Origin of the sequence: Sphingomonas sp., assembly GCF_042096255.1 — a bacterium.
Classification (GTDB): Bacteria; Pseudomonadota; Alphaproteobacteria; order Sphingomonadales; family Sphingomonadaceae; genus Sphingomonas.
Window position 1 is genome coordinate 20523 of sequence record NZ_JBELLZ010000012.1, and the last position, 23738, is coordinate 44260.

Here is a 23738-nt window from a genome sequence, read left to right on the forward strand (position 1 = left end):
GGGGGGATATGCGTACATCTTATACGCTCGCGATTTTGATGGCGAACACGGCGATGGCGATCGCGCTGCCGGCAGCGGCGCAGCCCGAACAGCGCAACGCCGCATATCTGCACAGCTATGACGTCGCCGCCGGCAGCATGAAGGCGGCGCTCGACGCCTGGGCGCGCCAGTCGAAACAGCAGATCTTGTACCGCACCGATGATGTCCGCGAATTGCGCTCGCTCGGCGTGCGGGGCAGGCTGCCCGACATCGACGCGCTCGATCGCATTCTGGCGGGCTCCGGCCTGAAGATGCACCGGGATGCGTCGGGTGCGGTGGCGATCACCCGCCCCGTGGCCTTCACCAGCACCACCGTACAGGACGTCTCCGTCGCGACCGATACGCCAACGCAGGACCCCGCCGCCCAGAATAGCGACGGCATCGAGGACATTGTCGTCACCGCGCGCCGCACCGAAGAGCGCGCGCAGAAGGTTCCCGTCTCGCTGACCGCGTTCACGCAGAACACGATCCGTGAAAAGGGTATCAACACCGCGACCGACCTGCAGAATTTCACGCCGTCGCTGACCGTGCTCGGCAACGTCGCGCGCAACCAGGAAACGTACACGATCCGCGGCATGGGCGGCGGCGGCGGTGCGGGCACCGGCAGCGGCCCCGGCGTGGTCGGCTATTTCGCCGAGGTGCCGTCGTCGGCCAGTGGTCCCGGCAGTTTCTTCGACCTTGCCTCGCTTCAGGTGCTCAAAGGGCCGCAGGGAACGCTGTTCGGGCGCAACACGACCGGCGGCGCCGTGCTGCTGGAACCGGCGCGACCCAAGTTGAACACGGTCGAGGGCTATATCGAAGCGACGCTGGGCAATCTGCGCCGCCGCAGCGCGCAGGCCGCGCTGAACATTCCGGTCGTCGACGACGTGCTCGCGGTCCGCGTCGCCGGACAGTTCGACAAGCGCGACGGCTATGTCCGAGACGTGCTGACCGGGCGTGACTATCTCAACCGCAACAACTATTCGGTGCGCCTCGGCGTCCAATTCAATCCGACGGCGACGATCAGCAGCTATACCGCGGTCAACTATATCGACGTCGACGAACATGGCGGCGGCAGCATCCTGCTCGCGGTGCGGCCGGGCAGCCCCTATGCGTCGCTGCTCCAGCCCTATCTGGCGCAGCAGCAGGCGCGCGGGCCGCGACTGACTTCATCGGGCGTCGACACGTTCGAGAAGGCGAAGAACCTGCTCGTGCTCAACAACACGACGTGGAACCCGGCGCCCGAACTGACCATCAAGAACGTCTTCAGCTACGGCCGGACACGATCGACCAGCGCCACCGATCGCGATTCCACCCCGCTGCCGATCGCGGACCTGCTCGGGGCGTTTCCCGGCAAATACAACAATAACCTGCGGACGATCACGGAGGAACTGCAGGTCCGCTACGACAACGGCCGTTTCGCCGTACAGGGCGGCGGCTTCTACCTCGACGAGAAGAGCCCGCAGCCGCTCACCTTCCTGACCGTCAACCCCTTGCAGGCCGGGGGCATCCTGGGCGGTGGCCCGATCATCCTGCCGACGGTGGTGCAGACGCTGCTCGGCGTGAACGGGCCGCTGCTGCCCGCGCTCAACATCCAGCCCGACGCGTCAGTGCGCGGGCGCAGCAAGGCCCTGTATGGACAGGCGCAGTACAAGATCATCCCGACGCTGACCGCGACGGCCGGGTTCCGCTGGACCTGGGATACGTTCGGCGGCGACATCCAGAGCTATCAGGACGGGCAAAGCTATCAGGTGCTCAGCCGGCTTGCCGCGCTGGGCCTGATCCCGGCGGCGACCGCGGCCCAGTCGATCGCGCTCAACTCCAACCTGTGCGTCTATGATGCGTTTCTGGCCGTGGCGGCGGGCGGGTTCCCGACGCTGAAATATCCGAACTGCACCAAGCCCACCTTCAGCGGCAAAAGCGACGGGCCGACCTGGCAGCTGGGGCTGGACTGGCAGGCCGATCCGCAGACTCTGGTCTATGCTGTGTCCCGGCGCGGCTACAAATCGGGTGCAAACAACCCGATCGTGACGCTGTTCCTGGGCAGCGACTATCCGCTCGCGCCAGTGAAGCCGGAGCGTGTGACCGATGCGGAGGTCGGACTGAAGCGCGACTGGGATATCGGCGGCGTCAAGGCGCGCACCAACGTCGCCGCCTTCTACACCTGGTTCAACGACGTGCAGGTGATCCAGCGTGCGGCGATCGCGGGTGCCGACATTCTGGCGAACGCCAAGAAGGCGCGCGTCGTCGGCCTCGAATTCGAGGGGCTCATCATTCCGTTAAAGCCGCTGACCATCAGCGGCACCTATTCGTACAACGATGCGAAGTTCCTCGATTACGTGACGATCCCGATCCCCGCGATCCCGTCGGCGCTGACCGCGGCGCAACCGTCGCGCAACCTGTCGAGCACGCCGTTCACCTTCGTCGCGCGGCACAAGTTCAGCCTCGACGGACGGCTGGCGCTGCCCATCCCGGCGGCGGAGGGCGACATGGCGGTCCGCGCGACCTATTCGTGGCAGTCGCGCCAGCGCGTCGCGCCGGACGCACAGCCGTTCGATACGATTGCGCCTTACGGGTTGCTCAACCTGCGGCTGGAATGGAACCAGATGCGCGGTGCGCCGCTCGACCTCGCGATCTACGGCACCAACGTCCTGAACAAGGCGTACCGGATCACCGCCAACACCGGCTACAACAATTCGGGCTTCAGCAATTCGATCTATGGCGAGCCGGCGCAATACGGTCTGTCGCTGCGGTATCGGTTCTGATGCGGCGGCGCGCGTCCGCGACGCTCGTCGCGCTGCTGCTCGCCGGTTGCGGCTCGGGTCCGGAACGCCGCGCGGTCACGCCCGCGCAGCAGCAGCTGGTCGACCGGATGACCGCGGCGGGTGCCGCGGACATCGATGCCAACGGCCGTGCCGATGGCGGAATGAGCGTCGCGGGCACGCTGGCCGGGCGCCCATTCGGCATCGCGGTGCCGGCGCGGTGGAACGGCCAGGCGGTGCTGTTCGCCAACGGCTATTCGATCCCCGGCAGCCCGGTGTCGGTGCCCGCCGATCCGGTCGCCAAGGATCCGTCCGGCGGCTTTCTGACCGCCGCCTACAAACAGGGGTTCGCGGTCGGCCAGAGCGCGTTCGACAAGCCGGCGATGGCGGTGAAGAGCGGCGTCGCCAACACGTTGCGCCTCCGCGGCTGGTTCGAACGGCTCGGCACGCGCCGTTTCTATCTGGGGGGCGCGTCGATGGGCGGCAACATCGTGATGGCGCTGATCGAGCAGCACCCGCGCGCCTTCGCCGGGGCGATGAGCGCCTGCGGTGTCACCGGCGACTGGAACAGCGAGGTCGGCAGCCTCGTCGACCTGCGCGCCGCCTATAATTTCTACACGCGCGGCACGAAATACGAACTGCCCGGCAACCACGATATCACCGCCAATGGCGTGTCGCCGACGCCGCCGACCGGCCTCGGCTTCGCGCGGGCACCGTGGCTGTTCTGGCAGCTGAAGCGCATGAGTGGGGTGATGGCCGATCTGTTCAAGGCCGCGCGCGCCAACCCGAGCGGTCCGGAGGCGCGGATAGTGGCGCGGATCGCATCGGTGGCGAAGGCCGACGCCGATCCCGCCAGCTTCATCTTCCCGATCATGACCGCGATGGTCAGCATGGAGGATATGCGCGCCAGTTTCGGCGGTGTCGTCTACGGAAACGTCGGCAAGGTCTATGACAGCCCGTCGCTGACGCCGGGCGAGAAGGCCGAACTCAATGCGGGTATCCAGCGGGTCGCATCGGATGCGCCGGCGCGCGCCTTTGCGGTGCAATGGCACCAGTCGACCGGCCGCTTCACCACGCCGCTGGTTGCGGTCCACAACCGCCACGACGGCCTCGTCTTCGCCGAGCAGGCGTTGTTGCTGAAACAGCGGGTGCAGGTCGCCGGCAACCAGGCGCATCTGTTCCAGCTGTGGGCGCCGTCGCTGCAGAAGGATATCCCGGGTACCGGCCTGAAAGGGTGGGCGCATTGCGGCTTCAACCCGCGCCAGGCGGCGGTGCTGTGGAACACGCTGCACGACTGGGTCGAGAGCGGCCGCAAGCCGGCCATGGGAGTCTATTGATGATCGACCGGCGACAGGCGCTGGCCCTTGGCGCCGCGGCCATGGCCGCGCCCGCATCTGCGCGAACCTCGCGCGATCCTTTCCTGTGGGGCGCCGCGACCGCGGGCCATCAGGTCGAGGGCAACAACGTCAACGCCGATATCTGGCTGCTCGAACAGGTGAAGCCGACGCTGTTCGCCGAACCGTCGGGCGATGCCTGCGACAGCCTGCATCGCTGGGATCAGGACGTGGCAATCGTGAAGGCGCTGGGCCTTAACGCCTATCGCTTCTCGGTCGAATGGAGCCGGATCGAACCGGCCGAGGGGCAGTTCAGCCAGGCGTACCTCGATCATTATGCGCGGATCGTCGATCGCTGCCGTGCGAGCGGGCTCGCCCCCGTCGTCACCTTCAGCCATTTCACCACGCCGCGCTGGTTCGCCGCGCACGGCGGGTGGGAGGCGCCCGATGCGCCGACTTTGTTCGCGCGCTATTGCGACCGGGTGGCGCGCGCGATGGCACCCGGAATCAGCCATGCGCTGACCTTCAACGAGCCCAATCTGTCGATCAACGGGCCATGGTCGCGCTTCCGCCCCAATGCGAAATCGAACGCAGCGACGCAGGCGATGCTCGCCGCGGCGGCGCGGCAGAGCGGGTCGGACCGCTTCTCGCTGCTCAATGCGGGCGATTCGACGCCGATGATCCCCGGCGTGCTGCGCGCGCACCGGCTGGGCCGCGCCGCGATCAAGGCGGTGCGCGGCGACCTGCCGGTGGGGATGAGCCTCGCCATCTCCGACGACGTGTCGGTCGGCGGCGACGCGATGCTCGCCGCCAAGCGTCGCGCCTATTACGAACCGTTTTTCGAGGCGGGGCGCGACGACGATTTCCTCGGCGTGCAGACCTATGAACGCACCTATATCGGCCCCAGCGGGCCGGTCGACACGCCCGCATCGACCCCGCGCTGCGCCGACGGCAAGCCGTACGAACCCGAAGCGATCGGCGGATCGATCCGCTACACGCACAAGGCGACGGGAAAGCCGATCCTCGTGACTGAGAACGGCATCGACACGACCGACGACGCCGAACGTGCGCGATTCATCTCCGCTGCGATCGCCGCGGTGGAGGCGGCCCGGCGCGACGGCATCCCGGTGCTGGGGTATATCCACTGGTCGCTGCTCGACAATTTCGAGTGGCTGAGCGGCTACAAGCCCCGTTACGGTCTGGTCGCGGTCGACCGCACCACGTTCAAGCGGACCGTCAAGCCGAGCGCGCATGTGCTCGGGGGGATCGCGCAGGCCGGCGGTACGCGTTGAGCGAACCGGCGTTCCTGTGGGGCGCGGCGACCGCCGGGCATCAGGTGGAGGGCAACAACACCAATGCGGATATCTGGCTATTGGAGCAGGTGCCGGACACCACGTTCGCGGCGCCGTCGGGCGATGCCTGCGACAGCCTGAACCGCTGGCCCGAGGATATCGCGCTCGTCGCCGGACTCGGGCTGAACGCCTATCGCTTCTCGGTCGAATGGTCGCGGATCGAGCCGGCGGAGGGACAGTTCAGCCTGGCCTGGCTCGACCATTACGCACGGATCGCCGCGGCCTGTCGCGCGCGCGGGATCGCACCGGTCCTGACGCTCAGCCACTTCACGTCGCCGCGCTGGTTCGCGGCGGCCGGCGGCTGGGGCAATGACGCGGCCCCGGCGTGGTTCGCGCGCTTCGCTGGTCGGGTGGCGCAGCGGATGGGACGGCTGGTCGGCCATGTCGTCACGTTCAACGAACCCAATCTGCCGCTGATGGGCCGGTGGATCGCGACACCGATCGCCGATCCGGCCCGGCGGTCGCTGGACGCCATGATGGCGACGGCAGCGTGGGCATGCGGATCGGACCGTTTCGCCGTCTGGGTGTATTCGCGCGGCGACGATCTGCCGCGCCTGCTTGCAGGACATCGCGCCGCACGCGTCGCGTGGAAGGCGGTGGCACCGACCGCCCTGGTCGGCATGAGCCTCGCCATTCCCGAAATCGTCGGCGATCCGCGGGCCGTCGCGGCCTACCGGCGCCATGCCGAGGACCCGTTCCTCGCCGCCGCGCGCGACGACGATTTCGTCGGGGTGCAGAATTACGGGCGGCTGGTGCTCGACGCGAAGGGGGTGGTGCCGCCGTCCCCTGCGGTCGAGCGGACGCAGTCGAGGGATGAATATCATCCGCAATCGTTGGGGCCGGCGGTTGCTCATATCGCCGCCGCGACCGGGCGTCCGGTGCTGGTGACCGAAAACGGCATCGCCGCCGCCGACGATACCCAGCGCGCGCGGTTCATTCCCGCCGCGATCGCGGCGCTGGATGCGGTGCGCGGGCAGGGCGTGCCGGTGCTCGGCTATTGCCACTGGTCGCTGCTCGACAATTTCGAATGGCGCCGCGGCTATACGCAGCAATTCGGTCTGCACGCGGTCGACCGGCGGACGTTTCGGCGCACCGCCAAACCCAGCGCGCGCGTCTATGCGCAGATCGTGGCGGCCCGGCGGTGATCGCCGCGCTGCTTCTCGCGTTGCAACTGGTGTCGGCGCCTTGGCCCGACACGCTGTCGCCGGCCGCCCGCGCGGGCCTTGCCGCCGACGCGGCGCGGCCGCCGGCCGGACCATCGATGGCGGCGCGACGGGATCGCGCGGAGCAGATCCAGCGGGATATCGGCGCGCGGCAGCTGACCCGTTATGGCGTGACGATGGCGGATCGAACGATCGCCGGCGTGCCGGTGCGGCTCTTCACCCCACGTGGCGGCGCACGGAGAAGCGCTATTCTCCTAAACCTGCACGGCGGCGGGTTCGTCGTCGATTCGGGATCGATCACGGAAAATGTGCCGATCGCGGCGCTGACCGGTCATGTCGTGGTCGCCGTCCGCTACCGCCTCGCCCCCGAGCATCCTTTTCCCGCCGCGCTCGACGACGCGGCGGCGGTCTATCGCGCGTTGCGGGGCGAGGCGCCGGGGCGCCGGATCGCTCTGTACGGCACGTCGGCGGGGGCGATCCTCGCCGCCGAACTCGTCGCGCGGTTGCGGGCCGAGCACGTCGCGCCACCGGTGGCGCTCGGGTTCTTCTCCGGCACCGGCGATCTGACCGCGGGCGGGGACAGCGCCGCGCTGTTCCTGAACGCCGGTGCGATGCGGGCGGTCGCCACGCTCTATGCCGGCGCGCACGATCCGGCCGATCCCGCCTTGTCGCCGGCACGCGGAACCCTCGACGGCTGGCCGCCGACGCTGTGCGTCAGCAGCACGCGCGATTTCCTGCTCAGCGCCACCGCCGATGTCTGCCGCCGGCTCGATGCGGCCGGCACCGACGCACGCCTGATCGTCCACGACGGTCTGCCGCATGCTTTCTGGAGCTATATCGAGGCACCCGAAAGCGATGCCGCGTTCGCAACCATGGCGCGGTTCCTGCGCCGCCATCTGGAGACGATCCCATGACGCGTTGGCTGATCCCGCTCGCCCTGCTCGCCGCACCGGCGGTCGCGCAGGGGCCGGTCAAGCAGGTGCCGGGCTTCACGCTGCCGCCCTCCAACCAGTTGAGCGACGCCGCGCGGCGGGTGCTGGCGCGGATGGATGCGGCGACCGCCCCTGATTCGGTCAAGGGCGACGTCGCGAAACAGCGCGCCTTCTATGGCCAATGGAACGACGATCGCCTGGCCGAGATGCGCCGGCATTTTCGTACCAGCGTCCGTCACGCCACTATGGGTGGCGTCGGGGTCGACAGCGTCGAGCCCGAGGGCGGCGTTGCGCCCGCCAATGCGGCACGCGTGCTCATCAACGTTCACGGCGGGGCGTTCATGTGGGGTGCTGGCAGCGGTGCGCTGGTCGAGGCGATCCCGGTCGCCGCGACGATGCGCGTCCGCGTCGTGACGGTCGATTATCGCCTCGCGCCCGAGCATCGCTATCCCGCCGCGTCCGAGGACGTCACCGCGGTCTACCGCGAGCTGCTCAAGCAATACCGGCCGGAGAATATCGGGATCTACGGCTGTTCGGCCGGCGGTATCATCACCGCGCAGTCGGTGGCGTGGATTGCCAGCAAGGGTCTGCCCCGCCCGGGCGCGATCGGCACCTTCTGCGGCACCGGTGCAGCCTATAGCGGCGACAGCCCCTATGTCGCCACCGCGCTGGCCGGCAACGCGCCGCCAGCGATACCGTCGCTGGCCGCCACCTTGCCGGTGAGCTACATGGACGGCGTGCCGGCGACCGATCCGCTCGCCTATCCGCTGTCGGCCGATGCGCAGGTGAAAGCGATGCCGCCGACGCTGCTGCTGGCCGGCGGGCGCGATTTCGCGGTCAGCGCGCTGACGCTGGCGCATCGCCGGCTCGCCGCCGCCGGGGTGGCGAGCGAATTGCAGCTGTTCGACGGCTTGCCCCACGCCTTTTTTATGTGGCCCGACATGCCCGAATCCGACGAAGCGTTCGCGACGATCGCGCGCTTCTTCGACGCGCATCTCGGTCGTCGCCCCCGCTGATCGATTCTTCAAGGAGATGCCCATGTCGCTTCGTTCCGCCGTCCTGCCGATCGCCATCGCGATCGTCGCGCCCGCCGCGGCGCAGACCGCCCCGCTGACACCCGCGCAGACCGCGCTGGTCGCCAAGGCCCGCGCCAGCGGCGCGACCGATCTAACCACCCGTCCGGCGCCCGGGGGCGGCATCACATTGGTCGGCAAGCTGGAGGGCGACCAGTTCGCCATCGCCGTTCCCGCCGGATGGAAGGGCGACGGCCTGGTCTACGCGCATGGCTATTCGACGCCCGGCACCCCAGTCGCGGTGTCGGAGGACCCGGTCGGCGCCAACACCGGCGGCGGGCTGATGCGCTTTGCTTACGAGGATGGCGTCGCGGTCGGCCACAGCGCCTATGACAAGGACGGCCTGGGCGTCGAGACGGGGACACTCAACACCAAGCGGCTGCGCGACTTCCTCGTGAAGCTGGGCGCCCGCCGCGTCTATGCTACGGGCGATTCGATGGGGGGCGGCATCGTCGTCACCCTGCTCGAAACCGATCCCGGCGCCTTTGCCGGCGGCCTTGCCCGCTGCGGGGTCGTCGCCAGCTGGAAGACGCTCCTCGGCCAGCTGTACGACATGCGCGCCGCCTACAACGTCCTCACCGCCGGCACGCCCTATGCCCTGCCCGGCGAGAAGGACATCCGCCGCTCCGCGCTCTCGACGACCCCGCCGGCCGGCAGCGCGATGGACGCCAAGACCTATGGCTGGACGCAGCTGACCCGGATCGCGACCCCAGTGCTGGCGCTGTTCGACGCAGGGAAGAAGAACCCCGGCGGGCGCGAGGCACGCATCCTGCGTCAGGTGGCGGCGATCGGCGGGTTCGACGTCGATCCCGGATCGATCGCCTTTCCGCTGGTCACCGTCGCGCTGGGCGCGGACGATATGGCGGCGACCGCCGGCGGCCTGCCCTACGGCAATATCGGCAAGGTCTACGCCACCGACACGATGACCCCGGCGGAGGCCGCGGCATTCAATCGTGACGTGCAGCGCGTCACCGCCTCTCCCGCAGCGCTCGATTATATGACGCGCTGGCACGAGGCCAGCGGCCGGATCGCCGATCCGCTGCTGACGATGCACAACAGCATCGATTCGCTCGTTCCCTACGCGCAGGAAACCCTGCTGTCCGCCGCGGTCAAAAAGGCGGGACGAGCGAACCTGCTCGCGGTGTATGTGGTGCCGCCGCTGCGCGCCCCCCTACCCGTCGGCGGCGTCGAGGCCTACACGCATTGCGGCTTCACCCCGGCGCAGAGTAAGGCGGCGTGGACCGCGCTGCATACATGGGTCGATACGAAGCAGCGTCCCGCGGCCGACGCGGTCAAATAGCATGCGCGCCTGGCTTGCGGTTGCGCTCTGCGCCCTCGCCGCAGCCTCGGCAGGCGCCCGCGAACCGGCGCCGTTCGCCGCGGCCGTGCCCGCGATGGGATCGTCATGGTATCCCGAGCAGTGGCCCGAGGCGCGGTGGGATGCCGACTTAGCGCTGATGGAGCGCGCGCACCTCAACGTGGTGCGGGTCGGCGAATTCGCATGGGCACGGATGGAGCCCCGCGATGGCGCGTTCGACTTCGGCTGGCTCGACCGCGCCATCGATGCAGCAGCGCGGCATCGCATCCGCGTCGTGATCGGCACACCGACCGCGGCGCCGCCGATCTGGCTGACCGAGGCGCATCCTGACGTCCTGCGTGTCGACGCCCATGGCAGCGTCGCCGGCCACGGCGCGCGACGCCAGTTTTCCTACGCCAGCGCAACCTACCGCCGCTACGCAAGCCGGATCGCGGGCGAACTGGCGAAGCGATTTGGCCATAACCCCAACGTCGTCGGATGGCAGATCGACAACGAGATCGGGGTGCCGTCCTACGACCGCGAGGCAAACGCGCGCTGGGCGGCGTGGCTCGCCACTCGCTATGACACGATCGATGCGCTCAACCGCCGCTGGACGACGCAATATTGGAGCCAGGTCTATACCCGGTTCGATCAGGTGCCGCTCACGCTCGCCGCGGAGCAGAACCCCGCGCTGGTGCTCGATGCGCGGCGCTTCGCCAGCGCCGAATGGGCGGACTATATCGGCGATCAGGCGGCGGCTATCAGGGCGCATGCCGACCCCCGCCAGTTCGTCACCACCAATTCGACGCAGTGGAACGACAATTTCGACCAATATGCCGTCCACCACGACCTCAATATCGCCGCATGGGACGAATATGTGCCGGACGGCCACCCCGACTGGCCGGCCAATGCGCTGCATCATGCCGTGGTGCGCGGTTACAGGCAGCGCAATTTCTGGATCATGGAAACCCAGCCCGGACGCGTCGATTGGGGCCGCGTCAACCGGTCGCTCGATCCGGGGCAGACGCGCGAGCTGGCGTGGCAGGCGGTCGCGCACGGCGCCGATGCGATCCTCTATTGGCAATGGCGCAGCGCACTGAATGGGCAGGAGCAATATCACGGCACGCTGATCGGCCCCGATGGCACGCCCATGCCGATCTACGACGAGATCGCGCGGACGGCCGACGAGATGCGGCGAGCCGCACCGTATCTCGCCGGCACCACGCCGGCACCGGCCGAGGTCGCGCTAATCTACTCACAGGACAGCCGCTGGTCGATCGAGCAGGAGCGCCACACCCGCGACTATGATCCGGTCGCGGTGATGAAGGACTGGTATCGCCCGTTCCACGCGGCCGGTATCCGCGTCGACGTCGTCGCGCCGAACGCCGACCTGTCGCGCTATCGGCTGGTGCTCGCGCCACAGCTGACGGTGCTGGATGCTGCCATCGCGCATCGCCTGGAGGCGTATGTGAAGGCGGGTGGTCATCTGCTGTTGGGGCCGCGATCCGGCATGAAGGATGGCGACAATGCGCTGGCCGCGCGCCAGCCCGGCGACCTAACCGGACTTCTTGGTGCCCGGGTCGAATACTACTACCCGATCGACGCCCCGGTGACGCTGTCCGGGAATGGGTTCTCGGCGACGGCGCACGTCTGGGCTGAGACGCTGGACACCATTTCCGGCGCGACCATTATAGCACGCTACCGCCCGAACAGCGGCTGGCTGTCCGACAAACCGGCCTTCGTCATGAAGTCCGCTGGGCGTGGCTGGATCGCCTATCTGGGCGCACTGCTCGACTCCAAAGGGCAAGCTGCCGTCACGACTTGGGCGCGGGCGCAGGCGACCTTGGCCGGACCGGTCGTGCCAGCCCAGGCAAACCTGGAGATCGTGGAACGGCGGCGTGGCACGTCGCGCTACCTCATCGCGATCAACCACAGAGACACCGATCTGCAACCGGCGTTTCCCGCCGGATTTACGAAGGTGGTGGCAGGCATGTCCGGAAAGACGCTTCCCGCGCACGGCGTGCTCGTCCTGACCTTTAACGATGCACGTTGAACTAAGAGGGAAAGGGACAATCGGCAGGATTTTGGCATCTATCCCATTTTTTCCACCGGTTTTCAGTGCCCGCTTTTTGATTGACTCATCCCGCTGGCACCAGAAGCCGACCGAAGTTGAGCTGCTACCTGTTCGTGGACCACTTGTCTTGGCCGTCATCCCGAGCACGCAGAGCATGAAGTCGAACCGTTTCCGCGTAACCGCCCTCCGGCAAGGAGCCGATGTGGGCTATCCCGTTCGCAGCATGCCGTGAAGCGAGGACTAGCTGGCCCAGGCGTCGGTAGTGGTCACCGACATTCAGGTGCAGCGACGGCAGAAAACCTTGACGGTCGCCCGGTTTCCCATCCCGGCGTGATGCGAGCTTCCGGCCTGCATCCGCCGGGATTAATCCCGGCGGATGCAGCATATTCGGCTGGCGTCAGCCAGCCAAGAGCCGTGTGAGGACGGCTCTCGTTAAAGTCCCGCCGCCAGGCCTCGATCTTGGTCCGGGCATCGGCCAGCGATAGGAACCAGTGGCTGTTCAGGCACTCGTCTCGCAGACCGCCGTTGAAGCTCTCGACGAACGCGTTGTCGGTCGGCTTGCCCGGCCGCGAGAAGTCGAGCGTGACGCCGTTCTCGTACGCCCACCGGTCGAGCGCCTTCGAGATGACTCGGGGCCATTGTCGACCCGTTTGGTCCTGGGCGCACCGCGTGCCAGCACGATGCGCGTCATCGCCTCGACTACCTGCTCACTCTTGATGCCTTGGTCGACGTTGATCGTCAACGCCTCCCTCGTGAACGCATCGACCACCGTCAGCGCCCGTAACCGCCGCCCGTCGAACAACGCGTCCGAGACGAAGTCCATCGACCACATCTCGTCGGGCGCCGACGCCGCGGGCTGGCGTTCGCGGTTCGCAGCGCTGACATTACGGCGAGGACGTCTGAGCCGGAGGCTCAGCCCATCCTCCCGGTAGAGCTGGTAGACGCGCTTGTGGTTCACGAGCCACCCCTCCCTGCGCAGCAGGATGTAGATCCGGAAGTAGCCGTAGCGCATCCGCGCCGCCGCCAGATCGTGGATGCGCAGCCTTAGCGGCGCTTGGTCCGGCTTGTGCGACACGTAGCGCACCGATGAGCGGTCGACGCCAAGCGCGAGGCAGCTACGCCGCTCGCTGACGCCGTGGGACGCCTGGACGTGCGCGACGAGCTCGCGCCGCGGCCCAGGCGTCAGAGCTTGTGGGATGGTCCGCCCCCTTACGGAGCGACGCGGTCGGGAGCATCCTGACTGCCTTCATTGAGGAGGACCGTCATGACAGAAGCAGCGGTGATCGGCATCGATATCGGCAAGACCTCGTTCCACCTGGTTGCGGTCGACGTGGCCGGAGCGATCCAGTGGAAGAAGAAGTTCAGCCGCACCCAGCTGATGCGGCACATGGGCACGATGCCGCAATGCCTCGTCGGCATGGAGGCCTGCTGCGGCGCGCATCATCTGGCGCGCGAGCTGACGGCACTTGGACACGACGTTCGCCTTATGGCGCCACAGTTCGTCAAGCCGTTCGTCAAGTCCAACAAGAATGACTATCTCGATGCCGAGGCGATCGCCGAGGCAGTGCAACGGCCGACGATGCGCTTCGTGCCGGCAAAGTCGGTCGAGCAGCTCGATCTTCAGGCGTTGCATCGGGTGCGCGAGCGGCTGGTCGGCCGGCGGACGGCGGTCATCAACCAGATTCGCGCGTTCCTCCTGGAGCGCGGAGTGGTGTTCCGCACCGGCCGGCAGCACATGGCGCGCGAGATGCCGATGCTGTTCACCGACGAGCGATCCACACTCTCGCCGCGGATGCGCATGATCCTGCAGCAGCTATGGGGTGAGTGGCGCGGACTCGACACCGACATCGCCGCGGTGACCAAGGAGATCGAAACGATCGCGGCTGCTGATGCCGGCTGCCGACGCCTTCTCGCCATCCCCGGTGTCGGCCCATTGGTTGCCACGGCGCTGGTCGCCGCTGTCGCCGATGGCACCGGCTTCAAGCGCGGTCGCGATCTCGCGGCGTGGCTCGGCCTCGTTCCACGCCAGCACTCCACCGGGGGCAAGCCGACGCTGCTCGGCATGTCGAAGCGTGGCAACAGCTCCTTGCGCCGGCTTTTCATCCACGGCGCCAGATCAGCGAGCATGCACATGAAACGTGATCGCGGCCTCGGCCCCTGGCTCGATCAGCTCGAGACGCGAACCCACAAGAACGTCGCCGTCGTCGCACTGGCGAACAAAATCGTACGCATCAGTTGGGCGGTACTGGTCCGGCAGGAAGAGTATCAGCCGCCAATGCCGATCGCCGCCTGAGCCGGGCACCCGCACAAAGAGGTCTGCAGCGAGAGGAGTGATGGCAAACAGTCGATGGTGACACGATCGAAGCCTGGCCAAAAATGCAGCCGTCAAAGGCTGGACCAGCTTGAAAGGCCGATCGTGACGCGTATCCCATCATGGCCAGGGATCGAGATGTCCCACACACAGGCCGGATACATTTACGCAGACTGTGCCGCCGACCACATCTCACGCTTGCCAGACGGGGGCGGACCATACATTTTTGCGAGCACGTCCTGCAGGATATGCTAGTCCAGGCTCAGGTCCGCAACGAGTTGCTTCAGCTTGCGGTTCTCGTCCTCGAGCTGCTTCACCCGCCGAAGCTCGCCTACGCCAAGCCCGCCATACACCTTCTTCCAGCGGTAGAAGGTCTGCTGCGGATTCCGGGATCATCGCGCTCAGCATTCCGGAATGATGGCGATCACGGTTCCGACATCATCGCGATCGGCGTTCCGACGTGATGGCGATCAGATGCGGGTTGTTTTCGCGGTGTGATCCGGTCGTCGCTGGCTGCTTCTTTTGAAGGAGCGGCCGATGCCGACGGAGCGAATACCGATGCGCAAGATGCGCGAGATTTTGAGACTGACGTACGACGCCGGGCTTCCATCGCGGGAGGTGGGACGCCAGGTGGGTGTAGGCAGCACCGGCGTGCGTGTGATGCTTCAGCGTTTCCGGGCATCGAAGCTGGAATGGCCGTTGCCGGAAGGGCTGACGGACACTGCGCTCGAAGCGGAACTCTACGGCCGCGGCGACGCGAGGCGGGCAGCGCGATCGACCCGAACCTGACTGGGCGGCCGTGAACCGGGAGCTGAAGCGCAAGCACGTCACGCTTCAGGTGCTGTGGGACGAATATATCGAGCTCCAGCCCGGCGGTTACCGGTATTCCCGATACTGCGACCTCTACCGCGCTTGGGAAGGACGTTTGCCGGTTACGATGCGGCAGACCCATCTCGGCGGGGACCGGATATTTGTCGACTACGCCGGAGACACGGTGCCGGTGGTGGTCGACCGGCTGACGGGCGAGATCCGCGAGGCCCATCTGTTCGTCGCCGTGATGGGCGCCTCGAGCCTTTCGTTCGCATGGCCAACCTGGACCGAGACGCTACCGGACTGGACGGACTCGCATGTCCGCGCCTTCGAATTCTTCGGCGGCGCGGCCCGGCTCCTCATTCCTGACAACGCCAAGGTCGCCGTCATCAAGGCGTGCCTTTACGACCCGCAGTGAACCGCGCCGGGTTTGTCGGAGGCTCCAACTCCTGAGAAGGTGGAGCCTGTATGAGCAAGACAACGAACAAGTATGCGCCGGAAGTCCGCGAGCGGGCGGTGCGGATGGTGGTCGATCACGAGGGCGATTAGTCGACGGTGACGTTGCCCTCGATACGATCGTAGGGAGGCACCTTGGTCTGGCAGTGGAAGCCAGCGCACAGGTCGAATGTCGACGACACCGCCACATAGGTCGGCACGGCCTGCACGTTGAAGGCGCGGAACAGCCGGGGGTCGATGCCGATGTTCGGCATGTCGTCCTTCTGGACCACCTGGCCGAGGCGGTTGACGAACTCCTTGGCCGAGTTGTTGGGGAAGCCACGGAAGACGACCACGCCCCCTGCCCTCGCTGTGTCGGCGATCAGCTGCTTGAGCGACGCCGGCGGCATGGAGAGGCTCGCAAAGACCATGAACTGCGGAGCGTCACCGCCCGGCGTGTTGGCGTTCGATGCCGCGCCCTGCACCAGCTCGTCGAAGTCGATTTTGCCGTCAGGTCCTTTCGGAAGGTCGATCGCCGCGACCCGCTGCATGTTGTCCATGCCCGACTTGCGGACGACGGTCGCCTGCTCGCGAAACTCGTCGCCACGGTCCTTCACCTGGTCCACGAAGGCCTGCGCTTCCGCCTGCAGGTCCGCCGCCCGCTTCTTCACCGCCTGGACGTCGAGCCCGTCCACGGTCTGCGCGAGGATCGCGGACACGCCCGCGGTGGCGAGAAGCGCGGCGAGTCCCAATGTCAGAAAGCGCATGCTTCTCTCCTCACAACACGCAGCAGTTGCGCTTGCGCCAGACGAGGTAGCCCATGTCCTCGCCACCGGCCGGGAAGGGGACGGAGATCGCCGACATCTGCGCGACGTTCACCGCCGCACCGAACGCCGCTACTTCGGGCTGAGCGACCCCGCCGGACGCGAATGGAACCTCCTCTGCGCGTGCCCCTGTTCCTCCCCCTGCTACTGCCGGCTGCAAGCTGAAACTGTTGGCCATCTGGTACGCGACCCACTGACGACTGAGATCGTGAACGCGGAACGCCGCCGGGAGCGGCGGCGCCTCGGCCGGGGTCGCAGGAGCGGCATCGGCCGGCACCGGTTCGCTTGGCCCAGCCGTTGCCTCTCTCGCTACCGGGACCGTCGTGCTCGTCATGGTGATGAGCTGAACTGTGCGGACGGATCGAGCTCGTTGCGCCCTTGCCGCCACAGTGGTCGCCGCCATCGAAATCAGTGCCGCTCCGGCAAGAAAAAGCGCTCGCATCTGGTCCTCCCGAACCCGTTTCTTGGAAAGTGAGATCGACAGATTCGAGGTTGTCAATCCCCCCGGCCTCGGTGAGATTGAGGGTAAAACAAGCCTTTGGACCGTAGGAAATGTGGCTCATCGACCGCGATACGAACGGCGTCGGAGGACGCCGCATACCGCTCCCCTCTCCTCTTCGGGAGGCTTTGGTGCGCTGGTATATCGGTGAGGGCTCCCGCGGTGATGAGGAAGCCGGCATCACGCTCGTCCAGAACGCGCGCATCGGGGCGAAATGGATTGCCTGCGACTGCCTGGCGGCCGATGAAGCGCCGCCGATCCTGACGCCGGCGTTCCTGTCCGAGGCGGAAACCTACTATCTTCGACGGCTCACCAGCATCAAGCGGCCCGAGCATCGCAAAGACTGCGCCTTTTTCCGGGACCAGGTGACTCACCGCATCACCGAAGTCCGGTCGCGAGAGACCCCCGCCGATCCCCCGGCCGGTTTCTTCGAGGTGCTACGTCCCGCCCCGGAGAAGCTCGCTCAAAGACCAGAGGAGGATGCGAGCGACGATCGCACGCGCCATGCGTCGGTGCCCCGTCTGGCGCGGCTCCTGTGGCGCCTGATCGACGCTGCCGGGACCAATCGTGTCCCGCCCGAACAGCACGAGACCGAGCCCGCCTCCATCAAGCGCGAGTTCGAGGCTCTCGGCCGAGCGGCCGCCAAGATCGAGATCGCCCCCGGCATCCAGCTTAGCCGCACGTTCTGGACACATGCCAACGCGCTGCACAGCCGACGCGCCTACGCCATGCTGCGCCAGCTCGCGATGAGGTGGCCGAGCGGGCACGCGCCCCAGGGTTTCCTGGCGCTGTTCTCGCCGCAGGTCCGTGGCCACGTCGTCGACGTCCCCGGCGCCGAGCCGATCCACGTCGCCAACCGCGTCCAGTCGCCGTCGGTGCGCGGCAACCTTATCAAGGGACCGTTCCTCGTCCTGATCGTCGCCGGCGAGTATCCTGAGGCTCATGGCTATGCACCGCTCCGCGCCTAGAGGAACAGGACGCGGCCGGTCGGTGCGAGCCATCGTACTCGCCCGCGATGGCGCGACGAGCACCTCGACCTCGTACGCCTTGGCGTTGCGAGCCTGGAACGTGCGTTCCGTATTGACCGTGAAGGTCGGATCGACGGCCTTCAACATGTTCCAGAGGAGTTGTTCGCCTTCGTGGCTTTCCTCGTCGGTCCAAGCAAGATCGAAATCCTGCGTCTCGTCCGGCAGGTCACGTATAAAGCCCCCCGCCTCGACGGCGTACGCTGGCATCGTGTTGGTACCGACGACGAGAAAGGACCGACCGAGCAGTTGCCGCCGGTCGGCCTCACGAAGGATCGGCCCAGCTTCGTTCGCTATGGCCGGCACGCGAAGCGCCCGCGCCAAGCGCGCGGTCTCTTCAAGTGCCGCCCTGCCGATCGCTACGCGGGATTGGGCCTGGGCTTTCGTGGCTTGATAGTCCGACAGGATTCGGGCTTGTTCGTCCGACCAAGGGCCGAGGCTGCGTCCGTTTCCCTTGCGATCGCGCAACTCGTAGAGGTATGAACGGCCGCCGATCTCCTTGCGCGCCATACCGTATGGAAGCGCGGCGACGGCGCGTTCGGACTCGATCCAACCCTCGTAGCGCTGGCGCAGGTTGATTAGGACACGCGCCTGCTCATCGGTGAACGGAGTTAGCACTTGGATCGTATCCTGCAAAAGTTATCGAATTGGGATATGCAGGATAAGCCATCGTCAGGCAAATACCAGCCACGTCCTGCCGCTATGTTATCCTGCAGATTGGCATGAAAAAGGCCTTTGCAGGATAGGAGCGTTGACTGCCGTCAGTGGCAAACCCTCTTCTGGCCGAGAAACGCAGCCTTCATGACGCGAACCGTTTCGCCAGCCGCGCGCTCGTCCCGCTTTTCGCTGCGAGCTTAGCGCCATAGCGCATCACCGTCTTCGGATCCCGCCAGCGATAGGCCTGCATGATCGCGGCCAGGCTCTCACCGGCGGCGAGGCTGTCCTGCGCCACCCCGACCCGGATCGAGTGGCTCGACACCGCCTGAAGGCAGCGCGACAGTTCGGCCTCGGACATCTCGCCGAGCAGGCCCCTGTCGAAAGCGGCGGCGATCAGCCGCCGGTAGATCAGCGACACGCTGTTCGGGTGAAGGCCGGCCCGCCCCACTGAGTGCACCGTTCCGTCAAAGTGCAGAAGAACGCGCCGGAACAGCGCGCCCGCGTCCAATCCGGCCTTCTCGCGCCAATCGGCGACCGCCCGCATCGTTGGCGGCGAGAGATAGGCGACCTGCCCCTCACCTTCGCGATCGGTCTTGCTCTTCGGGATGAACAAGGTTCCCGCGCCATCGCGGTCGGGGTTGTCCACATGCGCCACCTCGATGGCGACCAGCTCGGACCGGCGGCACCCGCTATCATAGGCGACGCGCAGCAGGGCGCGGTCACGCAGGCCCAAGAGATCGCGTCGGCATGCCGCAAGGAGATTGCTGAGCGCGAGCCCGAACGCTGGCTCGTCCAGGTCGGTAACATCACCCTTGAACCGAATCGCGCGCGCCTGTCGCTGCCGCACGCCGCGCGCTTGGCGTGCGCCTTTCAATTCCAGTCGCACCAGCGGCGCGCGCGTCGGGTCGTCGAGCCCCGCCATGCGGTACGCCCAGCCGATGTTGACCAGATAGCGCTCGATCGTCGCGGCCGCGCGGTACCCCTCGCCGTGGCCGGGTTCGACGCCCGCCAGCATGCGGATGTAACGCGCGACATCGCTCGGCGTCGGCGCGCCGGCCGGCACGGCCTGGCGGCGGCACCAGGCGTTCCACAGCGCGAGGTCCGAGAGGAATGCGCGCACGGTATTGGCCGACCAGGCACGCGTCGCGGCGGCGACGAGTTCGGGATCGATGGGCCCATGCGCCCGCGCGAGTGCCGTCACCTCGCCCACGACATCGCCGTCGGCGGACGACCGTGACGCGGCGCGAAGGAGCAAGGATCGCTCACCCGCCAAGACGCACTCCAAGCCATTTGGCGAGATGCGCACCCTCGGCCCGCAGGACGATCAGGTCCTCCACCGTGACCGCCCGGAAATGCGCGCCCGGGTTGCGGATCACGGCAATCCGCCGAAGCGTCTCGCGGATCGCGCCCTGGTCCTTGAACACCGGCTCGAACACTGCGCCCCATCGGTCGGGATGCTCGATGATGCGGCGGTAATGATCGATGTCGGCATAGGCGATGAGTTCATCGGGCGCCCTCCCCTCGTCGATGTCCCTCTGGCGGCCGGCTGACCAGGCCCGCCTGATCTCGCTCGGCAATCGGTCGAACCAGTCAGCGCCATAATGTGCCTGGAGCCTGGCCGCGATGAACCGGCGCAGTGCCTGCTCAAGCCGCTTGATCAGCATGCGGATCGCGTTTTCAAGCGCGTCCGCGTCAACCGTCACCGCAGCATCGGCGCCGCTGAACGGCGCGAACATGGAGGCCACCACCGCGGTGGGCAGCACGGTCAGGACGGGATCGAAGCCAAGATCGAGCTGGTAGCCGGTTCGCGCGATCGGGTCGGCAAGCGTCGCTGGCTCCGGGTCAGGCGCATCGCGATAATCGCCAAGCCGCGCGCGGAGCCCCTCCACCACCTCAGTGTCAGCTGGTGCGACATGGTCGACGAGGCGATCGAGTACGGTCAGCCGCGCCATCGCCGCGATCGACGCGTCGGGGAGGTCCGTTCGGACCCAGGGCGTGGTGAGCGCCTCGAACCTTGCCCGCGCCTCGGCCGCCCAATCCGGATAGGGCCGTAGAGCCTCCATGCTTCGGCTCGCGGCGATCACCGCCTCGATCTCCGAGCCGCGCGGCGCCCGCATCGCCGGGAACAGGTCGCCATAACCGGCGCGCAGGGCATAACCGATCGTGCCGGTCGCGCCCTCGGCATTGAGCCGGCGCTGCGTCTCGAGCAGCATCTCGCCCGTGCGCAGACGCATGGCGCCGACCTGATCGATAAGCCCCGTCGCGATCGGCGCGAGCGATCCGACGCCGGCAATGGCGCCGAGCAACCGGTCGCGATTTCGGCCAAGGCCGAGCGCGGCATAACTGTCCTCAAGCGCCGCCATTGCGGCGCGGCCGGTCGCGTATTGCGAACCCCAGTCGAGCTGTCCGATCCTACCTTGTGCTGCCGCGACGGCGGACGCCAGCGAGTGATCGGCGACGGTGCGCCCGAGCACCAAGTCCGACATCTTGCGCTCGGCTTCAACGATTTCGCGCGCTGTGCGGTCGATTAAGGAGCCTCGCGCCTCTTCGACCATGGCCTTGTCGGCCAGCGTGCCGGTGACCGCCGTAGCCGCGGCTTGGCTCGCGAGCGTTCCGCCCAGCGCCTCGCGCATCGCCTGCTCGGCAGCGCCACCGCGGAAGATACCCGCCGCCTCAATCGCCGCCCTCATTGGATCTGCCTCGATCATCGCGCGCTTCAAGAAGCGGGCGGTGGTCTCAGAGAGGTCACCGCGCGCGAAGCCACCGATCCGATCGGCCTTCGCGGCTGCGACCGCGCTCGCAATCTCCGTGTCGGCGGTCGAGGACGCGCGCGGCGGAAGATCCACCTTTAAGTCGGCGAGATCGAAGCCGCGCTTAGAAGCCTTGTGGGATCCGTCCGCCCGATCTTCGTCGTCTGCCGCCACGCGCGCGCCTCTGCTTGTCTGCCCTTCGGTCGTACTATCATCGACCGGATGAGAGCACCAGCAGTGTTGATAACGTTCCATTATCGACACTACGAAGCACGCCGCGGTAGACTGAGGCTTTTCCTTGGGGCTACATCTGCCCTGTGCCGAACCCCCTAGCCGACCTTTCCGCGCCGCCATGGACGGACAGACTGGCGGGATTGCTCGAACGCGCGAGCCTCGCAATCGGTCGCCTCGACGCCCGACTTTCCTCCTCGCCGGTGCGCGCAGCATGGCGCGAGCGCGCGGCGTGGACCGGCTTCGCCGACGCGCGCCGAGCGCAAGGCACGGAGCTCGACGAAATCGACGTTTTCGCGCTCGATTGCGGAGCATCGCTGCCACAGCGCCGGCCGATTGCCTTTGCCAACGAGGAGCTGACGGCGCTACGCGCGTGGCAGGCCGACCTCGCCAAGCCGCAGGCCCCGCATTGGCGCGAGCTGATCCCCGTCACGCTCGACCTTCCTCCCGATTGGGGTGACCGCCCTGCCCTGCTCCGCGCGCTGGAGCTTACGGCGCAGCACGCGCGCGCCGATCGCGGCGCCGGGCCGTGGCTCGGGATGCCTGCCCTGCTGAAGGCGCTCGGCGTTACCCGCACCCCCCTCCCCTGCCTCGTCGCCGCCGATAAGGCGCTGCGGCTCGCGCCGCGCGATCGCGACGCCATCGTGCCGCGCTATCTGAAGGCGCTGGCAGCGGCAGCGGAGGCGGGCCTCGAGCGGCTCGACGGGGTCGAGGCCGAGCGACTGAGGGCCGCGAGCGTCATTGCGCGCGCTCTCCGTCCGGGCACGCTGGTCGGGCTGATGGCCCTGTCGCAGCGACAGCCCCTGATTACGCCGCTCGGGATTGCGCGCACGCTCGGCATCACCGTGTCGGGTGCCGGCAAGCTGCTCGCACGCGCCGCCCGCGAAGGTCTGGTCGTGGAGATCAGCGGGAGGCAGGCATGGCGCGCCTATATCCCGCCCGACCTGGCGGTTGCTTACGGGTTCAGGCGGCGACCAGCGGGCCGGCCGACCCTCGCTGCTAGCCTGGCGCCGCTGGACGCGACGCTGGCCCGCTTCGATGCTGAGATGGCGGCGTTTGCGGAGCGCTTTCCAGAGCTCGCAGACGCCGGCGCGACTGACGAACCTGCCGCTGACGACGTTCAGGCCCAGAGGTGATCGAGAACCTTGGCTAAAGCGGCTTCGACCTCGTCGCGCGATGCGCCGGATTTGGGGTGCAATGTCAGAGTGACGCCCCCCCTCCCCTTCTTGTCGACGCGGAGCAGTGGCTTCCCCGCCGCGGTCTCGAAGCTTGGGAGCTCGCTTCCTGACCTCTTGGGGGATCCTGACTTCTTGGGGGGGTCGGCCGCCAGCCCTAGGAGACGGACTACCTCGAGGACCGGCAGCGAGTCGCCCTCGGCCTGGGACTCAGCCAGCCGTTTCGCTTCGCGGAAGGCCCGCGCCCGGCGGTCCTCAGGCTTGAGCAGCGCCTTCAGCGCAATTGCATTGCGGACACCGAGGTCCTGCGGGTTCGTGAACGCCGCCATGATCTCGCCCGGGAGCCGCGCCAGATCGAGGTAGCGCGTGAGCCAGCTTTCGGTGACCTTGAGCCGATCCGCCATCGTCTTCTGGCGGCCGTCATAATAGGCTTCCAGCGCGCGCAGATAATCCTTGGCGCGCTCGAGATCGGTCAGATCGTCACGCGCACGGTTCTCGATGTCCGCCAGCCGGAACGCCTCCTCGTCGCCGATCTCCCGGACATCTACGAGGAACTTGAAGTCAGGATAATTGTGCGACCGGAGCCAGCTGATCGACCAGTGGCGCCGCGCGCCGCAAATCACCTCAAAGTCGTAGTCCGGATCGCCGGCCACGCGCCGTACGATCGCCGGCATCTCCTGGCGGCCCTGCGCCTTGATGCTCTCGATTAGATCGGCGCAGCGGTCCTCGTTGAGCAGGCCGTATTCGCGGTTGTGCCCTGCCCACATCCGACAGCGCGCAGGATCGACGAGTTCGTGCGTGCGGGTGACGACCGCGCCTGACGCGAGGTCGGCAAGCCGGTTCGACCGACCCGTCAGCACGTTGGCGGCAATGGTCGAACGGCGCGCCGGCGCGGCGTTCCCCGTCAAATCGATTCCAGCCGCCAAATCGGCGGCGAAGCCACTGTTCTTACCGCTCATGCGAGCCTCCCCTTCGACGGCGTTGCACGCGTGCAATTTCCGGTTTCAGCGCGAATT

Annotated in this window: 15 protein-coding genes and 5 pseudogenes; 12 read left to right on the plus strand and 8 right to left on the minus strand. The window is 67.3% G+C overall.

Annotated features, from left to right (window positions below; genetic code table 11):
- Positions 1-38: 38 nt before the first annotated feature.
- Genes ACFDTH_RS04090 through ACFDTH_RS04125 form a run of 8 tightly spaced genes read left to right on the plus strand, consistent with a single transcriptional unit; the run spans position 39 to position 11984 of the window.
- A complete protein-coding gene (locus tag ACFDTH_RS04090) occupies positions 39-2783 on the plus strand; it encodes a TonB-dependent receptor domain-containing protein (RefSeq protein WP_375286228.1) in 2745 nt (914 codons plus the stop codon).
- A complete protein-coding gene (locus ACFDTH_RS04095; protein WP_375286229.1) occupies positions 2783-4117 on the plus strand; it encodes a hypothetical protein in 1335 nt (444 codons plus the stop codon). Before ACFDTH_RS04090 ends, ACFDTH_RS04095 begins: the two co-directional genes overlap by 1 nt.
- On the plus strand, positions 4117-5406 hold the full coding sequence (locus ACFDTH_RS04100; RefSeq protein WP_375286230.1) for a glycoside hydrolase family 1 protein: 1290 nt from the start codon (positions 4117-4119) through the stop codon (positions 5404-5406). Before ACFDTH_RS04095 ends, ACFDTH_RS04100 begins: the two co-directional genes overlap by 1 nt.
- Entirely contained in the window at positions 5403-6611 is a 1209-nt protein-coding gene (locus ACFDTH_RS04105; protein ID WP_375286231.1) for a family 1 glycosylhydrolase, read from the plus strand. Before ACFDTH_RS04100 ends, ACFDTH_RS04105 begins: the two co-directional genes overlap by 4 nt.
- A complete protein-coding gene (locus ACFDTH_RS04110) occupies positions 6608-7543 on the plus strand; it encodes an alpha/beta hydrolase (protein WP_375286232.1) in 936 nt (311 codons plus the stop codon). Before ACFDTH_RS04105 ends, ACFDTH_RS04110 begins: the two co-directional genes overlap by 4 nt.
- Entirely contained in the window at positions 7540-8577 is a 1038-nt protein-coding gene (locus ACFDTH_RS04115) for an alpha/beta hydrolase (protein ID WP_375286233.1), read from the plus strand. The genes ACFDTH_RS04110 and ACFDTH_RS04115 overlap by 4 nt, the downstream gene beginning before the upstream one ends.
- A gap of 22 nt (positions 8578-8599) precedes the next feature.
- Positions 8600-9934 carry an alpha/beta hydrolase family protein gene (locus ACFDTH_RS04120; protein ID WP_375286234.1) on the plus strand — a complete coding sequence of 445 codons (1335 nt, stop codon included), beginning with the start codon at positions 8600-8602 and terminating at the stop codon, positions 9932-9934.
- Between the two features lies 1 nt (position 9935).
- The gene (locus ACFDTH_RS04125) at positions 9936-11984 is read left to right on the plus strand and encodes a beta-galactosidase (protein WP_375286235.1); all 2049 of its coding nucleotides are present in this window, start codon (positions 9936-9938) and stop codon (positions 11982-11984) included.
- Between the two features lie 386 nt (positions 11985-12370).
- On the opposite strand, the pseudogene ACFDTH_RS04130 reads toward ACFDTH_RS04125, so the two are convergent.
- A pseudogene (locus ACFDTH_RS04130) lies at positions 12371-13197 on the minus strand (IS3 family transposase); the annotation flags it as partial.
- A 72-nt stretch (positions 13198-13269) separates the two neighbouring features.
- Here ACFDTH_RS04130 and ACFDTH_RS04135 point away from each other — a divergent pair.
- The gene (locus ACFDTH_RS04135; protein WP_375286236.1) at positions 13270-14298 is read left to right on the plus strand and encodes an IS110 family transposase; all 1029 of its coding nucleotides are present in this window, start codon (positions 13270-13272) and stop codon (positions 14296-14298) included.
- A 272-nt stretch (positions 14299-14570) separates the two neighbouring features.
- Here the strand turns inward: ACFDTH_RS04135 and ACFDTH_RS04140 are convergent.
- Positions 14571-14696, minus strand: a pseudogene (locus ACFDTH_RS04140) (transposase); the annotation flags it as partial.
- Positions 14697-14874: 178 nt separating this feature from the next.
- Here ACFDTH_RS04140 and ACFDTH_RS04145 point away from each other — a divergent pair.
- A pseudogene (locus ACFDTH_RS04145) lies at positions 14875-15541 on the plus strand (IS21 family transposase); the annotation flags it as partial.
- A 130-nt stretch (positions 15542-15671) separates the two neighbouring features.
- Here ACFDTH_RS04145 and trbC read toward each other — a convergent pair.
- On the minus strand, positions 15672-16328 hold the full coding sequence (gene trbC / locus ACFDTH_RS04150) for a type-F conjugative transfer system pilin assembly protein TrbC (protein ID WP_375286237.1): 657 nt from the start codon (positions 16326-16328) through the stop codon (positions 15672-15674).
- A gap of 10 nt (positions 16329-16338) precedes the next feature.
- Positions 16339-16884, minus strand: coding sequence for a hypothetical protein (locus tag ACFDTH_RS04155; RefSeq protein WP_375286255.1), 546 nt, complete (start codon positions 16882-16884; stop codon positions 16339-16341).
- 53 nt (positions 16885-16937) lie between these two features.
- Between ACFDTH_RS04155 and ACFDTH_RS04160 the strand changes: the two are divergent.
- Positions 16938-17849: pseudogene (locus ACFDTH_RS04160) on the plus strand (hypothetical protein); the annotation flags it as partial.
- Positions 17850-17921: 72 nt separating this feature from the next.
- Here the strand turns inward: ACFDTH_RS04160 and ACFDTH_RS04165 are convergent.
- From ACFDTH_RS04165 to ACFDTH_RS04175, 3 genes and pseudogenes are all read right to left on the minus strand, one after another.
- Positions 17922-18419: pseudogene (locus tag ACFDTH_RS04165) on the minus strand (GSU2403 family nucleotidyltransferase fold protein); the annotation flags it as partial.
- A 289-nt stretch (positions 18420-18708) separates the two neighbouring features.
- Positions 18709-19821 (minus strand): tyrosine-type recombinase/integrase, encoded by a 1113-nt coding sequence (locus ACFDTH_RS04170; RefSeq protein WP_375286238.1) that lies wholly within the window; start codon positions 19819-19821, stop codon positions 18709-18711.
- A 7-nt stretch (positions 19822-19828) separates the two neighbouring features.
- On the minus strand, positions 19829-21670 hold the full coding sequence (locus ACFDTH_RS04175; protein ID WP_375286239.1) for a Swt1 family HEPN domain-containing protein: 1842 nt from the start codon (positions 21668-21670) through the stop codon (positions 19829-19831).
- A gap of 20 nt (positions 21671-21690) precedes the next feature.
- Here ACFDTH_RS04175 and ACFDTH_RS04180 point away from each other — a divergent pair, with 20 nt between their 5' ends.
- On the plus strand, positions 21691-22683 hold the full coding sequence (locus ACFDTH_RS04180) for a hypothetical protein (protein WP_375286240.1): 993 nt from the start codon (positions 21691-21693) through the stop codon (positions 22681-22683).
- On the opposite strand, the gene ACFDTH_RS04185 is transcribed toward ACFDTH_RS04180, so the two are convergent.
- On the minus strand, positions 22668-23681 hold the full coding sequence (locus ACFDTH_RS04185) for a ParB/RepB/Spo0J family partition protein (protein WP_375286241.1): 1014 nt from the start codon (positions 23679-23681) through the stop codon (positions 22668-22670). The two genes, ACFDTH_RS04180 and ACFDTH_RS04185, sit on opposite strands and share 16 nt — an antisense overlap.
- Positions 23682-23738 lie beyond the last annotated feature (57 nt).

Coding starts and splice junctions, on each gene's coding strand:
- ACFDTH_RS04090 (WP_375286228.1), top strand. CDS start 39: ATGGCGAACACGGCGATGGCGATCGCGCTGCCGGCAGCGGCGCAGCCC.
- ACFDTH_RS04095 (WP_375286229.1), top strand. CDS start 2,783: ATGCGGCGGCGCGCGTCCGCGACGCTCGTCGCGCTGCTGCTCGCCGGT.
- ACFDTH_RS04100 (WP_375286230.1), top strand. CDS start 4,117: ATGATCGACCGGCGACAGGCGCTGGCCCTTGGCGCCGCGGCCATGGCC.
- ACFDTH_RS04115 (WP_375286233.1), top strand. CDS start 7,540: ATGACGCGTTGGCTGATCCCGCTCGCCCTGCTCGCCGCACCGGCGGTC.
- ACFDTH_RS04120 (WP_375286234.1), top strand. CDS start 8,600: ATGTCGCTTCGTTCCGCCGTCCTGCCGATCGCCATCGCGATCGTCGCG.
- ACFDTH_RS04125 (WP_375286235.1), top strand. CDS start 9,936: ATGCGCGCCTGGCTTGCGGTTGCGCTCTGCGCCCTCGCCGCAGCCTCG.
- ACFDTH_RS04135 (WP_375286236.1), top strand. CDS start 13,270: ATGACAGAAGCAGCGGTGATCGGCATCGATATCGGCAAGACCTCGTTC.
- trbC (WP_375286237.1), bottom strand. CDS start 16,328: ATGCGCTTTCTGACATTGGGACTCGCCGCGCTTCTCGCCACCGCGGGC.
- ACFDTH_RS04175 (WP_375286239.1), bottom strand. CDS start 21,670: ATGGCGGCGCGGAAAGGTCGGCTAGGGGGTTCGGCACAGGGCAGATGT.
- ACFDTH_RS04185 (WP_375286241.1), bottom strand. CDS start 23,681: ATGAGCGGTAAGAACAGTGGCTTCGCCGCCGATTTGGCGGCTGGAATC.